Source organism: Chitinophaga sp. CF418 (assembly GCF_900142925.1).
Lineage (GTDB): Bacteria > Bacteroidota > Bacteroidia > Chitinophagales > Chitinophagaceae > Chitinophaga.
In genome coordinates, this window is the sequence record NZ_FRCN01000001.1 from 30,386 (window position 1) to 44,083 (window position 13,698).

9 protein-coding genes are annotated in these 13,698 nt (G+C 44.5%); 2 read left to right on the forward strand and 7 right to left on the reverse strand.

Features of this window, described 5'->3' with window-relative positions; genetic code table 11:
• Nucleotides 1–6: 6 nt before the first annotated feature.
• Together F3I09_RS00150 and F3I09_RS00155 are read right to left on the reverse strand one after the other, a co-directional pair.
• A complete protein-coding gene (locus tag F3I09_RS00150) occupies nucleotides 7–1,362 on the reverse strand; it encodes a RagB/SusD family nutrient uptake outer membrane protein (protein ID WP_149693020.1) in 1,356 nt (451 codons plus the stop codon).
• Between the two features lie 17 nt (nucleotides 1,363–1,379).
• Entirely contained in the window at nucleotides 1,380–4,919 is a 3,540-nt protein-coding gene (locus F3I09_RS00155) for a SusC/RagA family TonB-linked outer membrane protein (RefSeq protein ID WP_188133627.1), read from the reverse strand.
• A 449-nt stretch (nucleotides 4,920–5,368) separates the two neighbouring features.
• Here F3I09_RS00155 and F3I09_RS00160 point away from each other — a divergent pair, with 449 nt between their 5' ends.
• Nucleotides 5,369–5,902: a sigma-70 family RNA polymerase sigma factor gene (locus F3I09_RS00160; RefSeq protein ID WP_149693022.1), complete on the forward strand. Its 534-nt coding sequence runs from the start codon at nucleotides 5,369–5,371 to the stop codon at nucleotides 5,900–5,902.
• Between the two features lie 42 nt (nucleotides 5,903–5,944).
• Nucleotides 5,945–7,090, forward strand: coding sequence for a FecR domain-containing protein (locus F3I09_RS00165; RefSeq protein WP_149693023.1), 1,146 nt, complete (start codon nucleotides 5,945–5,947; stop codon nucleotides 7,088–7,090).
• A 134-nt stretch (nucleotides 7,091–7,224) separates the two neighbouring features.
• On the opposite strand, the gene F3I09_RS00170 is transcribed toward F3I09_RS00165, so the two are convergent.
• The 5 genes from F3I09_RS00170 to F3I09_RS00190 all read right to left on the reverse strand — a co-directional run bounded on the left by F3I09_RS00170 (nucleotide 7,225) and on the right by F3I09_RS00190 (nucleotide 13,482).
• Nucleotides 7,225–7,434: a hypothetical protein gene (locus F3I09_RS00170; protein ID WP_149693024.1), complete on the reverse strand. Its 210-nt coding sequence runs from the start codon at nucleotides 7,432–7,434 to the stop codon at nucleotides 7,225–7,227.
• A gap of 72 nt (nucleotides 7,435–7,506) precedes the next feature.
• A complete protein-coding gene (locus F3I09_RS00175) occupies nucleotides 7,507–8,592 on the reverse strand; it encodes an ATP-binding protein (RefSeq protein ID WP_149693025.1) in 1,086 nt (361 codons plus the stop codon).
• Nucleotides 8,593–8,643: 51 nt separating this feature from the next.
• On the reverse strand, nucleotides 8,644–9,204 hold the full coding sequence (locus F3I09_RS00180; RefSeq protein WP_149693026.1) for a chemotaxis protein CheB: 561 nt from the start codon (nucleotides 9,202–9,204) through the stop codon (nucleotides 8,644–8,646).
• Between the two features lie 26 nt (nucleotides 9,205–9,230).
• A complete protein-coding gene (locus tag F3I09_RS00185; protein WP_149693027.1) occupies nucleotides 9,231–10,052 on the reverse strand; it encodes a protein-glutamate O-methyltransferase CheR in 822 nt (273 codons plus the stop codon).
• Nucleotides 10,053–10,068: 16 nt separating this feature from the next.
• A complete protein-coding gene (locus F3I09_RS00190) occupies nucleotides 10,069–13,482 on the reverse strand; it encodes a response regulator (protein ID WP_149693028.1) in 3,414 nt (1,137 codons plus the stop codon).
• Between the last annotated feature and the right edge of the window lie 216 nt (nucleotides 13,483–13,698).

Consider the following 13,698-nt stretch of genomic DNA (forward strand, 5'->3'; position numbering starts at 1 on the left):
TCTCTCTTATCTGGCATTCTGTTCTATACCACTATAAATTATTTCACCTTCAGGGATGGGATATACATAACGCACGTCATTGGGAGGCAATTGATAAACAGCGCCATTAACTATCCTTGTAAGCGTTTTAGCAAAACGGGCATCCTTATTCAATCGCCTCAGGTCAACCCAACGAAGCCCTCTGAATAATAGTTCCTTTCTTCTTTCCGCTAATACCTTTTTCAATGCATCGTCCGCATCTGCCGCTGTCATATCTGTATAGGTGCCTGACTTCCATCTTGTCTTTAGCAAGGTATTCAGATCTTCCATGGCATGCGCAGCATCCCCCTTCCTGGCATAACATTCCGCCCGGGTGATGTACATCTCATCAACACCTATTCCTCCAAAATACTGCGTGTTATTTCCACTGTAAGTGCCCTTAAATAATTTTGTACCACCTGTTCCGTCTTTGAAAAAAAGGACCTTTCTAAGGTCATTATCCTGATATTGTTTATACAACACAGAATCAACAATCATAGTGGCCATTCGAATCAACCCACTACCAGAAAGTTTCGCGTAGAACAATACGTCATCATTGAACCCATCGAAAGGCAAACTACTAGCGGGATCCTGCGTATTATAGTCCAGTAAATTATGATAAATTGCTAACGACAGGTTTGCATAATCCAGTGCTTCCTGATAATTTTTCAAATCAAGATGGATCCTTGCCAACAAACCATATACCCCGGCTTTGGACGGACGGGTCTTAAATGTAGTTATATCCGGCAAAAGTTCCGCGGCAACAGCAAGATCTGACAACACCTGTTCATAGGTAGCTTTCACACTTGCGCGCTGGTAAATTATCTGCATGTCCGATTTTAGTCTTAATGGAATACCCAGATCAGTAGCAGCGGTAATGCTATCGTATGGTTTGCTGAATTCTCCGGCTAAGGAGTAGAAAGATAATGCCCGGAAAAACAAGGCCGCACCTTTTACATTATTATATGCGGGGGAACCCGTACCGGCAGAAAGCTTCTCAAGCCCCTCCAACACGAGGTTACAATAGTTCACTCTTACATAACCGTTAGCCCAGTCCGTCGCATTTTCTTTCGCTGGAAAAATATCCTTTCCCCATATGTAGGCATTTCGCTCACCAGTTAATGCAAGTCCATTATAACGGGCATCTGTTATATAATAATTATCCGCCCCTACCTCTCCATACGAAGGAATATAAGCATTAAGTATATCTGTAAAGTCCATCATTGCCTGAAAATCAGCCACCGTTTGAGGGACAATCAAAGACTGGTCCGGCTTTATATCCAGCTTTTTAGTACATGCTGATAATAAAATGATGGCAGCCAGGAGAAATATACGCTTTGTCATATTAAACTCATTAACGGTTAGAACTTTGCATTACATCCCAGGGAAAAGGTCCTGGGTGCCGGATACCCCATCACATAATCAGGGTCCAGCCCGGCCTTATTAGCTTTCCAGATAATGCCGACATTATTGGCATAGAAGTACAGCTGTATATCCTTGACGCCGGCTTTACTTAGCAGCGACGGGGCGAATGAATAAGCAACTCTCAAATCCTGCAAACGTATATGATCTCCCTTTTCAACAAGTACACTTGAATATTGATAAAAGTATTCTCTGTTGGAATCTCCGGGATAACTCAGAGAAGGCACATTTGTATGCAACTCATCTCCCGGTTGCTGCCAACGGGATAAGTAATCTTTATGCCCTCCCGACCAGTTGCTAAACAAACTGTTGTACATGACCGAAGATCGTCTGAAATAATATCTCAGCTTATAAGCAAGGTTAACCGACAAAGTGATATGCCGGTATGAAACCGTATTACGCAATGCACCAAAGATTGTAGGACGTGCCGGGCCATGATAAAGAATATTACTCTCATCTTCACTACCTAGTATAGCATTATAATCTTTGCTCACCTTCCCGGCTATATAGCCTTGTGGATCCCCATTTTCGGGGTCCAGCCCCGCCGATTTATAACTGTAAACACCATAAACGGGTTTGCCAACAAATGGGAATAAAGCAGACATTGTTCCATCACCACCTAAAACGACTCCTCTTATTCCTTTAAAATAGCTATAGCCTGTTATCTTATCCCAATTATAACTAAACAAAAAATCTGTTGTCCAGCTAACCCTTCTGTTTATATTATAGGAAGTCAGACTGGCATCCACCCCACCCCCGCTCATATCAGCAAAATTCCCTTTGAACATTGTCGTTCCGGCTTGCAGCGCAATAGATTGTTCTCCTATCAGGTCATCTCCCTTCTTTCGATAATATTCAATACTACCACCCAGTATCTTGTTCTTCGTTTCAAAGTCCACTCCAATATTGAGAGTTCCGATCTTTTCCCATCTCAGCCTTGAGTTGGGGCGATTAACGATACCCGCTTGCGGTAGCCCCGTTATGTTATTCACGTTCCGGTATATTATTGCCAATTGCCCGAAAGTGCCTGGATCAAGATTCCCATTGTATCCATATGTTCCTCTTATTTTAAGATATGGCAGCCAGTCAGATTTGTAGAATGGTTCCCTGCTTAACTCCCATCCCACCCCTGCAGACCACAAAGGCACTCCTTTCTGGTTGGTATTTACCCCCCAGATATTGCTCTGATCAAGACGCATACTGGCTGAGGCAATATATTTTTCATTCAGTGTGTAAGCGGCATTAACAAAATAAGAAATGAATTCATTGCTATAACGGGTCACTAAGCCTCCACCAGGAATATATCCCCCTGCACCGAGGTACCGATAAGCGTCATAATATCTGTTGTAATCAATCTGACTATTGTACGAAAGATTCTCTTTGTTATACCCATAAAAAGTATAACTGTTTTCCTTTGTAACTGTTTCCCTTTGTTCAAAACCTGCAATAGCGGCAATATTATGTCTCCCGGCAAAGGTCCTGTTGAAATTCAGCTGCGCCCTGTAGTTGTTGCTGGTAAGTTCCTTATTACCTTCTTCAAAAATACCAGCAATAGGTAAAGGGTGTGTTACACCATTTGCATCAACCTGCGTGAACAGATTGATCAGGTTCCGGGTATAATATGTCTCAGTGCTATAATAGTATTCCGCCTTCCCTATCTGCTTCTCGAACTGATGTCTTATTTCCGCATTTAATCCTTTGACAATATTTATTTTTATACCGGGATTAAACCTGATGTGATATCTTCTTTCTACATTATCAATCGTCTTCAATTCATCCAATGGCCTGTAGGTCCAATCCAATAGCCCGTCCCCCTCCAGCTGACTGATAAAGCTGTACCGGTAATCTTTAGGCAATGGTAAGGTATTACCATAAGCATCTGCCAGTTGTGCATATGGATAATAAACGTTTTTCCCTCCGCCCGGGGTAATAGGAATATTGCCGATATCCATATTTGCTTTATTCAATACAAACGAAACCCCTGAAGACAACTCTACCCTATCCCATAAATGGAATGTACTGTAATTATTAATCGTGAAGCGGCTAGTCGCATCTGTTACCTTATTACTCAGTATCCTGTCATATCCCACTGATAACAGATATGCCGACTTATCCCCTCCACTACTGATATTCACCGCATATTGCTGACTGACACTATTCCTGTAAAAGTATTTTTTATAATCCTTCCTGATATCATTCTTCCTTAGCTGATCAATTGCCGCATCTGCTTCAGATGCAGCGATCAGCCCACTTCTCTTTTTATCCAGCAGCTCAACAACAGGGGATACAACGGGATAGTTATAATTATTGGAAAGATCCGCATCATAAAAACCCTTGTCAAACAAATACTTTTCTACATCAATAAATTCACTGGATCCGAGAAAGGCAGGATTATAAAAAAGATCTGGCTTTGCACCTACGGTAATATTTGTATTTGCTTCCACTTTTAATGGTTGATGCAGTTTACCTTTTTTTGTGGTAATAACAATCACCCCATTACCTGAAAAAGCGCCCCAGATGGAGGCTGCAGCTGCATCTTTAAGGATCGTGACATTTTCAACGTCATTAGGGTTCAGCAGATTAATATCGCCGGTGAAAGGAAAATTATCTACTACTATTAAGGGTTGGGCATTAGCAAGAATAGTGCTTCTCCCACGTATGGAAATGTAAGCTTCATTCGAATAAGGCGGAATATTCTTATTGGGGAATAACACGCCGCTGGCAACATCTTCCAGCCGCTCAAGTATAGTTGGTCCTACTCTGCGGTTCAGCAACTGGTTATTCATCTGCACAAAAGAACCTGTTGCCCTTTCAGCAGGTATCTTCTGATAACCATTGCTCCTAACCGCCACTACGGCCAGATCTGTGATCACAGGTTCCAGTACAACACGAAGAACAGCAGTAGGTTTTATCCTGATATCCTGCGTTTTAAAACCTGTATAGCTGATCCTGATAAGACTATCAGCTCCGGTATTATTCAAAAAAAAGGAACCTTTTTCATTTGTTCTTGTTCCTGCCTTACCGGCACCTGGTATATTTATAGTAGCACCATCCAGCGGTGTGCCATCGGGCATGGTAACTATTCCGCGAATGATCGGTTCTTCCTTTTTCTTTGCAGGCGTTTCCACATCCGTTGTTTCCTCTTTTCTGAAAACACCGATCCTGTTCGTACGCACTTCCCAGTCATATCCCCTGGATCCCAGCAATCTCTCCAGCACCTGTGTCAACGGCACATTGCGCTCATGCACAGTTACTTTGATACGGTCATTAACAGTCTGATTATTGTAGAAGAAAGTATACCCTGTCTCGCGGCTTATGATATTGAAAAGATCAGCAAGGCTGATGTTCTCGTATTGCAGGGATATTTTTCGCTGAATGCTTTTGTCCTGGGCCCGGACAGGAAAAACAGTATAAGGAAAAATGAGCAAAACAATGACCCAGAGACCATACCTTTTATGGTCCCGACGACGGTGAGACATAATCATCAGTAATTATAGTGTTCAATAAAACGTTTACTACAATTGCACAATGCCTGAAACTGACTAACGCGTATAGTATTGTAACTCTACAGTGACATCTTATCCAAAAAAGCTTTAGCGAGCCGGAAAGCTTTTTTTTAAAATGAGAAAACCGCTACTCTTTTTTTAGCGTATATGTACTCAGTGCCATAACAATCTCAATAAAAGACATCCACGAATCTAACGCGCACGCAAGGACCTAAAAGACAAGCATTTACAGCACAGTAGCATTGTTTACGTACTTATCTCAAAGACACATTCACAAATCGTTAACATGAGTACCCATAAGTTAATTTCAAAATAACATTTATGTCTTTAGTACTTTCGCCCCACTTTCTTAATGAAAAAACAAACTGTATCTGTTACCGGGGGATTAGCATAACATTCGTAAATAGTAAAGGGTTTATATAATGCGTCATGCGAATACTAACGATCTGCCTCTTGCAGACGATAATGTTACATACGAAAATATATTTCAGAACCATGCAAAGGCTCTTTGGGCGGAAGCCTACCGGCTATTAAATGATAGCCAGGACGCCAAGGACATTGTTCAGGAGCTGATCATAGAAATATGGGAAAAGCGCTCTCTGTCAAATGTACAAACCAGTGTACGGTCCTACCTGTTCCAATCACTCCGTTATAAATGCTACCGCTTTATAAAAACGAGAGATACGGAAGAGTGTAAAAAAGATGCATGGTCATTCTCCCAGGATTTTGCTACCAAAGCAGAATCCAGTATAGAGAATGAAGAACTGAAACGCACCATCTCTGCTGCGATCAAAACGCTTCCTCTGCAGTCGTCCAACATCTTTAAACAGGTCTTCATTGAAGGTAAAAAGAGAAAAGAAGTAGCCCTCGACATGGGCCTCTCTATCAATACCGTCAATGTCCACATCTATACTGCCTGTAAAAAGCTGCAGGAGAAACTGAAAAAGATCCTGTAAGCACTAAAGCTTTTATACCAGTATTGTCACAATGAGAAGTACATGGAGAGTAGATCTGACATACATGAGTTATTAATGCTTAAGCTGACGGGCGGTCTGAGTAAAGATCAGCAGGAGGAGATCGATGCATTAATTGAGGGAGACCCTGAGGTAAACGAGGCGTGGAAACACCTTCAGGAATATTACCTCCTGCATGAAAAGCGCAGGGCAGATTTTGACAGTATCTCCGCTACCGACATCATGGCCGGTGTAAAAGACAGGGTATTTTCCCTGCAGCCCAGGCCAGCCTTCTCCACCGGAAAATGGATCACAGCCGCAGCGGCCGCCCTTACCGGCGTCGGTATATTTATATACGCATTCACAAAAACCAACCATTCCTCTAAAGTCCTGTCTGCCGTTCATAAGAACATTCCCGCCAAAAGTGTTTATCTTGAACTGCAGAATGGCCAGATTATCGACCTCTCCGGCGGCGAACAATATCAAAAAACGGAGGATGGACAGGTTACACTCAATAATAACCGTAACACACTCACGTTCATTGCAGACAGGAAAAACAGCGGACTGAATAAACTGATAGTGCCACACGGTAAAGAATATTCCATAAGGCTCTCTGACGGTACAGAAATCCGGATGAATGCCGGCAGTACCCTGCAGTTCCCCTTCGGATTTGCAGGCAGCTCCCGGGAAATATCCCTTACCGGGGAAGCCTATGTAAAAGTAGCCGCAGCAGCAGGCCAACCCTTCACAGTGCACACACCTGAAGCCACCATACAGGTATTGGGTACCGAATTTAATATTAACACATATAGTCCGGGCAAAGCCGCTATATCCCTCGTCCAGGGCGCAGTGAAAGTGCTGGCCGGCAAGCAGAAAGTAGTACTTCAACCAGGTTTCCAGGCAGAATATACTACTCAAAATGGCATCAATACGCATCCATTTGACAAAAACGACGTACTTTCATGGCTGGAAGGAGAATATGACTTCAGGGAAACACCGCTTAGTGAGATAATTCCTATACTGGAAAGATGGTATGACGTAAAGATCATAACAGACCATCCTGCTGTAGCTGACAAGACATTTACTATGCTGATCAAAAGACCAGAAGGGATCAAAGCCTTCCTGGAGATGCTGAAGGTAATCCGTGGTGCAGACTATTACTATAAAAATGATACTATACATATTAAATAGTACCGCCAGGCAATAACGCCAGCGAATACTATCATCTTCGTTTACGAACAATGCAAAATGAAATACCGGTACTTTATTCCTTTAGTGCCGGTTTTTTTTATTCCTGCCGTAAACGGTATATCCTTTTACTGATCCTAGTAAGCGGGAGGCTTTTTCGAGGTTTCCTCATGATTTTCCAGGCGCTCATCCAGCTGCTCATCACTTAATTCCCACTCTGCTTCATCAGTGGCCGACTCTGTTTCATCAAATGCTCCTCCTGACCCGGTATGTACTATTTCTTCCTCCTTACCGGTATCGGACGACTGTTCATTGTCCCTGTCCTTAAATAAATAAAAATCTGTCATACACATGTTGAATTGGCTATTCCTATCATTCAACATTTAATTTATGATTTTTTTTTCTTACCTGATAGCTTTTTATCGCCTCCACTGGAAATAAAAGATGCTCCCCTCCCCCGGTTTCGACTCTACCCACACCTTTCCCCCCTGCGTTTCTACCAGCAATTTCAGGATGTTCAGCCCTATACCAGTGCCTTTGTCGTCATCATTGTCCACCTTTTCAAACAAGCGGAAAATGCGTTCATTGTCTTTTTCCTCAATGCCGGGGCCATTATCCTTAACAAAAAATTCATAGAACTCCCCGTCTGGCCTTCCCCCGATAGCAATCTCACCTACCGGCTTGTCGCCATATTTAATAGCATTCGTCAGCAGATTCTGGAATACTTGCTGCAGTTTCTGCCTGCTGGTATGGATCATCGGCAGCCCCTCCGCTATCTCTATCTTGATATGTGCAGGAGGAAACAATAATTTGATCAGCTGCTGCAACAACTCCCCCACATCCACATCTTCCTCAATATGCCGGAACTGGTGCTCCCGGCTATAATCCAGGATAGCTGTGATCATATCCGCCAGTTGGGATGTGGCATTGATAGCCATATTCGTATATTCGGTCAGGAAAGCCGACTTACTGATCTCTTCCTCTTCCTTCATCAGCATCAGCAAGCCCGTTATACCGGAAAGCGGCGATTTCAGGTCATGCGCTACCACATGCATAAACCGCTCGAGCTGACCGTTGATCAGCTCCTTATCTTTTAAAGCCTGCCTTAACTCAAGTTGATAAAGATAGAGGCGCTCAAACACATCCACCTTGGCACGTGTCATATTGATGTCCAAAGGTTTGTACAAATAATCCACCGCACCTTTCTCAAACCCTTTGAGCACATGATATTCGTCTTTGTTGATGGCAGTTACAAAAATGATGGAAATATCCCGGGTTTTAGGATTTGCCTTTAACAGCCGCGCTACTTCAAATCCATCCATATCAGGCATTTGCACATCCAGCATGATCAGCCCGATATCGTCATTCCTTAATACCTGTTTTAATGCTTCATTCCCGGAAGCGGCATGCAGAAATACCCTGTTTTCAGCAAGCAGCATCTGTTCCAATGATAGCAGGTTCTCCATCCGGTCATCTACTAACAGAATCGTAAATTTCTTAGTCATCTCTAACTCTTTTAACGGCTACGCTGAAGGTATATACGAAACAATCCACATTTACGTTTCACCGATAATTATTTTCTTAATATCTTCAATAGACAATATCTGAACACCATCACACATTGCAATGGCTGATTGCGGCATAGCTTCGAATGCAGCTGTCTGCGGATCCTGAACAATACCCACGCCTCCCGCAGCAATGATCTGACACAAGCCGGCGGCGCCATCCTTATTAGCGCCGCTCAGCAAAATACCCAATGCCCTCGCACCATAAACATCGGCGATACTACTAAAAGTCATATCAATGGACGGACGGCTATAATTCACCAGCTCGGAATAATCCAGCATGAAAGTTTTCTCTGCTTCCACCATCAGATGATAGTTCTGCGGGGCGAGATAAATACTGTGCTCCCTCACAGGCTCTTTATCTTCCGGCTCGATGATCCTTCTTTTGCTGGACAATAAACGCCCCATTTCACTCTGTACATTACGAAGACGATGCAATACAATGATCACAGGAGCAGCAAGATGATGAGGCACGATATCCAGGATGTCAGTCAGTACAAGCAGACTGCCGGCGGAGCCTCCAATGGTAATAACGTCAAATCTGTTCTTCATAAAGTGACTGTCAATAATAATGCCTGCTATTCTTTGCGCCGGTAGATCTTATGATATGCATGCACTGTCTCAAATTTGCCATGAATGTCTGCAAAACGCATTGTCTCTTTGAGTCCCATTGCCAGATATCCTCTTGAGGACAGACTGTCAAAGAACAGGCGCAATACCGAGTTCTGAAGATCCCTGTTGAAATAGATAAACACATTCCTGCAGCAAATCAGCTGGAACTCATTAAAGACCGTATCTGTCACCAGATTATGCTGAAAGAAGGCAATATGCCGTCGCAATTCTTTCTTAATAAGCACATTGTCATACCGGGCCGTATAGTAATTGGAAAAGTCCGCCAGACCACCGGACTGTATATAATTCTGTGTAAAATCCTTCATGTTGTCCAGGGGTAGGATCCCCGCCGCAGCCCGTTCCAGGTTAGAAGGGTTCAGATCTGTTGCGTAGATCTTCGTCCTGCTTAACAATCCTGCTTCCTGTAACAGTATCGCCATTGAAAACACTTCTTCTCCCGTGGAACAACCCGCATGCCATATTTTAATATTGGGGTAAGCAGCAAGTTTAGGTATCACCTGTTCCCGTAAAGACCTGTAAAATCCGGGATCCCTAAACATTTCGGTTACATTCACCGTAATGTACTGCATCAACCGGGAAAAAACATCCTGATCATTGACCAACCTGTGTTTCAGCTCAAAAGCGGTATCCAGCCGCATATGTCCCATGAAGCGGAGCAAGCGCCGCTTAACAGACGCTTGTGCATAGCCGGTGAAGTCATAACCGTATTGTAACTTGACAATGTTGATAATATCCAGGAAATCTGCATTTGAGATGACCTCCTTCATAAGAAACAATAAGGTTTTACACCATCCATACACGCATTAAAGACAAAAGCTTGCTGCTATCTATTGGTTTTGCAATATAATCGGAAGCCCCCGCTGCAATACATTTCTCCCTGTCGCCGGCCATCGCTTTCGCTGTCAGGGCTATTACCGGCAGGTGTTTATGACGCATATCGGCCCTGATACGCCGCATAGCCTCATAGCCATCCATCTCCGGCATCATGATATCCATTAGCACCAGCCGTATGTCCTTATGCTGCTCCAGTTTGTCAAGCGCTTCCTTTCCATCCGCGGCCGTGATGACCTCCATACCCTGCTCTTCCAGTAGCGCACTGATAGAAAAGACATTCCGCATATCATCATCTGCCAACAGTACCTTCTGCCCGGACAGATTTTTTTCAGATACTTCTATTATGCTTGCCTGTTTTGGAGCTACCTCCTTCAGCTTATACAAAAAGAGTTCCAGCTCGTCCATCAGCCTGTCGGTAGAAAACGTAGAGTTCCTCACAATAGCTGCTGCCTCTTTTTTCAGCTTCAGTTCATCTGCTTCTGAGATATCATGATCAAGATATACAATTATAGGCATGCCTTTGTTGCCTGCCAGCTGCCTGAGCCTGTTCAGTTTTCCGATCCCTGCCTCAATATCCGTCCCTGCATCCAGTATCACGGCATCATAACTTTTCTCTGATAGCTCGCTGGCGGCTGCTTCATGATCTTCCACATGACTGTATTGTGTCTGTAGCAGCCTTTCATCGCTGAGCGACTGCAATGACGGATGACGCAACAGTACTCCGTCAGATACTACCAGCACCTTCTTAAAACGGGATTGCAACTGCTCACTGATACCTGAAAATACCGACTCCATATCAGTCACCTGCAATGGCTTCTGCGTATAGCCTTCCACCCTATCCCTCACCTGGATCGATATTTCTCCTGCGGAGATCACGTGTACCAATATATGTTTAAGATCTTCATTGCTCTTCAGGATTTTCAGGATACTGTTCCCATCTATCAACGGCAGGTTCATGTCCAGCAGTATGGCCGCCGGCAGGTATTTACGGGCAAAGAATAAGCCATCGTTGCCATTCAGCGCCACAATGGTCTTATATCCCTTCTCACGGGCAAAATCCCGCAGGATCATTGCAAAATTGACGTCATCTTCTATGATCAATACCAGCTTGTCCTGCTTACTGAGCCCTTCCCGGTCATCTTCTATCTGGTCTGTCGCTGCAGCCGGCTGCTCCGGAATGGGAACAGGCAGTGCTTCTTCTTTTATAAATGAAGGTTCTTCTTCCCCGCCTGCTGCAACCGGGGCCGATACGCCATTGGTCTTCATCACTATCGTGAATGTACTTCCTATTCCTTCCTCACTTTTCAGTCTGATCTCTCCGTCTAATCTTTTCATCAGTTCTTTACTGATGGAAAGACCCAATCCTGTTCCTCCATATTTCCGGCTGGTAGAACCATCCGCCTGCCGGAAGGCTTCAAAGATGAGTTGTTGCTTTTCTGCAGGTATGCCCCCTCCTGAATCGCTGACCGCAATGTGCAATCCATCCGGCTTAGACATCAGGCGGAGCTTAATGGTACCTCCCGTCGGCGTAAACTTGAATGCGTTCGATAAGAGGTTTTTGATCACCTGTTCCAGCCGCTGCCTGTCTGTCGGGATCTCTTCAGGCACGCCTGGCAATATTTCCGTTGTAAAATGAATATTCTTCTGTTCTCCCACCACCAGGAACAACTGCTCCAGGTCACTTACCATAGCCCTCACAGATACCGGCTCTATGTGCATCTCTACCTTACCAGCTTCTATCTTGGACAGATCCAGGATGTCATTGATCAGTTGCAACAGGTCAGAACCGGATTTATGAATGATACCAGCATATTCTATCTGTTTGTTGCTCAGGTTGCGATCCTTATTTTCCTCCAGCAACCGTGCTAATATTAACACACTGTTGAGTGGCGTACGCAGCTCATGTGACATATTTGCCAGGAATTCCGACTTGTACCTGCTGCTCTGCTCCAGTTCTTTGGCTTTCTCGGAAAGCTCCTCCCTAGCCATTTCCAGGGCATTATTCTGCACACTCATTTCGTCATTGACCTGCCGGAGCTCTTCCTCCTGTACCCGTAGTTCCTCCTCAGAGGCCTGCAGGATCTCAGACTGACGGGTCAGTTCTTCATTGGACTGCCTCAATTCTTCCTGCTGTGTTTCCAGCGTCTCTTTCTGTTCCTGTACCCGCTCCAGCAGCTGCATGATCCTGGTCCTGGCGTCAGCAGCATTGACAGCAACGGCTATCGCATTGCTACAGGTACGCAACAACTCCAGCATGGCCGGGTTCACTTCACCAAATACCACCAGTTCGATCACTCCCATCAGATTATCATGGTGCCACAGTGGCAGACATACGATAGCCCCGGGCAACGTGCTTCCGCTGCCGGCTTCAATATTCCAGTAACTGGCGGGTACATTTTCTATAACAGTCAGCTCCTTTTTTGTAGCGGCATAACCGGTGATCCCTTCCTCCAGTGCATATTCCTGCTTTACATCTGCCGGCAGGGCAATCCCCGCAAATAATCTCAGCAAACCAACCTTTTTATCAAAAGAATAAAGCGCCCCCGCGGGTATTCTCAGGTAATTTACCATCACGTCAAGACATCTTCTGGCCAGCACCCCTATCTCCAGTTCTCCACTCAGGCTTTCATTGATCTTCGACATCCCCGTCAATAACCAGTTCTTACCTGTCGTTATCTGATGGAGATCTTCCACATCTTTCAGCTTCCTACGCAATTCCTGCTGGATCAGCATTCTGCTGCTCAACTCGCGGAAAGACACCATCATCAGGGTAACGGCCACCAGCAGAATAAAAATAGTGTTCAGGATCAGCATATTCATGGCCCTTCCCACAGAAGCCTTGTTGGATGCCGTCCGGTCCACAAGCAAAGCCCTTTCCTCCGAAATGAACTCTCCGATAATATTGTGTACCGTGTCCACATATTTCAACTCCTCCTGCATGACCGTCAGCTGGTTCCCGAACAGGTACCCCGTGTCCCGCATCTGGTACAGCTCCTGCCAGTAATTCAATAAAGTGATCACACCAGTCTCCAGTCTTCCGGCCCTCCTGTACTGTGTTGTATTATCGGCCACCAGCTTGCGCAGCTCTTCCGCTATTGGCAAGACCCTGGGGTTGCTTTCGTAATAGGAATCCAGGAATTTTTTTTCCCTCGTACTTCTGTAAGCTACACCCGACGATTCAATTTCATATATATACCGGTTCAGCCGCTGGGCAGTAGTGATCACTTCGTAGGAATGCTCCACCCATTGTCCTTCAGTTCGCTGATGACTAAAGGTCAGATACGAAAAAATACCTCCTGCGGTTACAAGAATAAGGGCGAATGCAAAACCTAGATACAGGCGGAGTTTCAAGGTATTTTTCATGGTTATGGTTATACAGCGTGAACAGCCAATAGGATTTATGACAACAACTAGACCCACAAATATAGCGAATTGTCCTACGTTAGGAGCGAAGGCCGCCACTGTCCACATATATTTCTAAGCCTAATATGGACCATCTTTGGAACAGGCCCCTTAACTTTGAGGAAGAGTCAGGAAAAGCAACGTAAACATATTATACACCTACAATAAGTAATAATT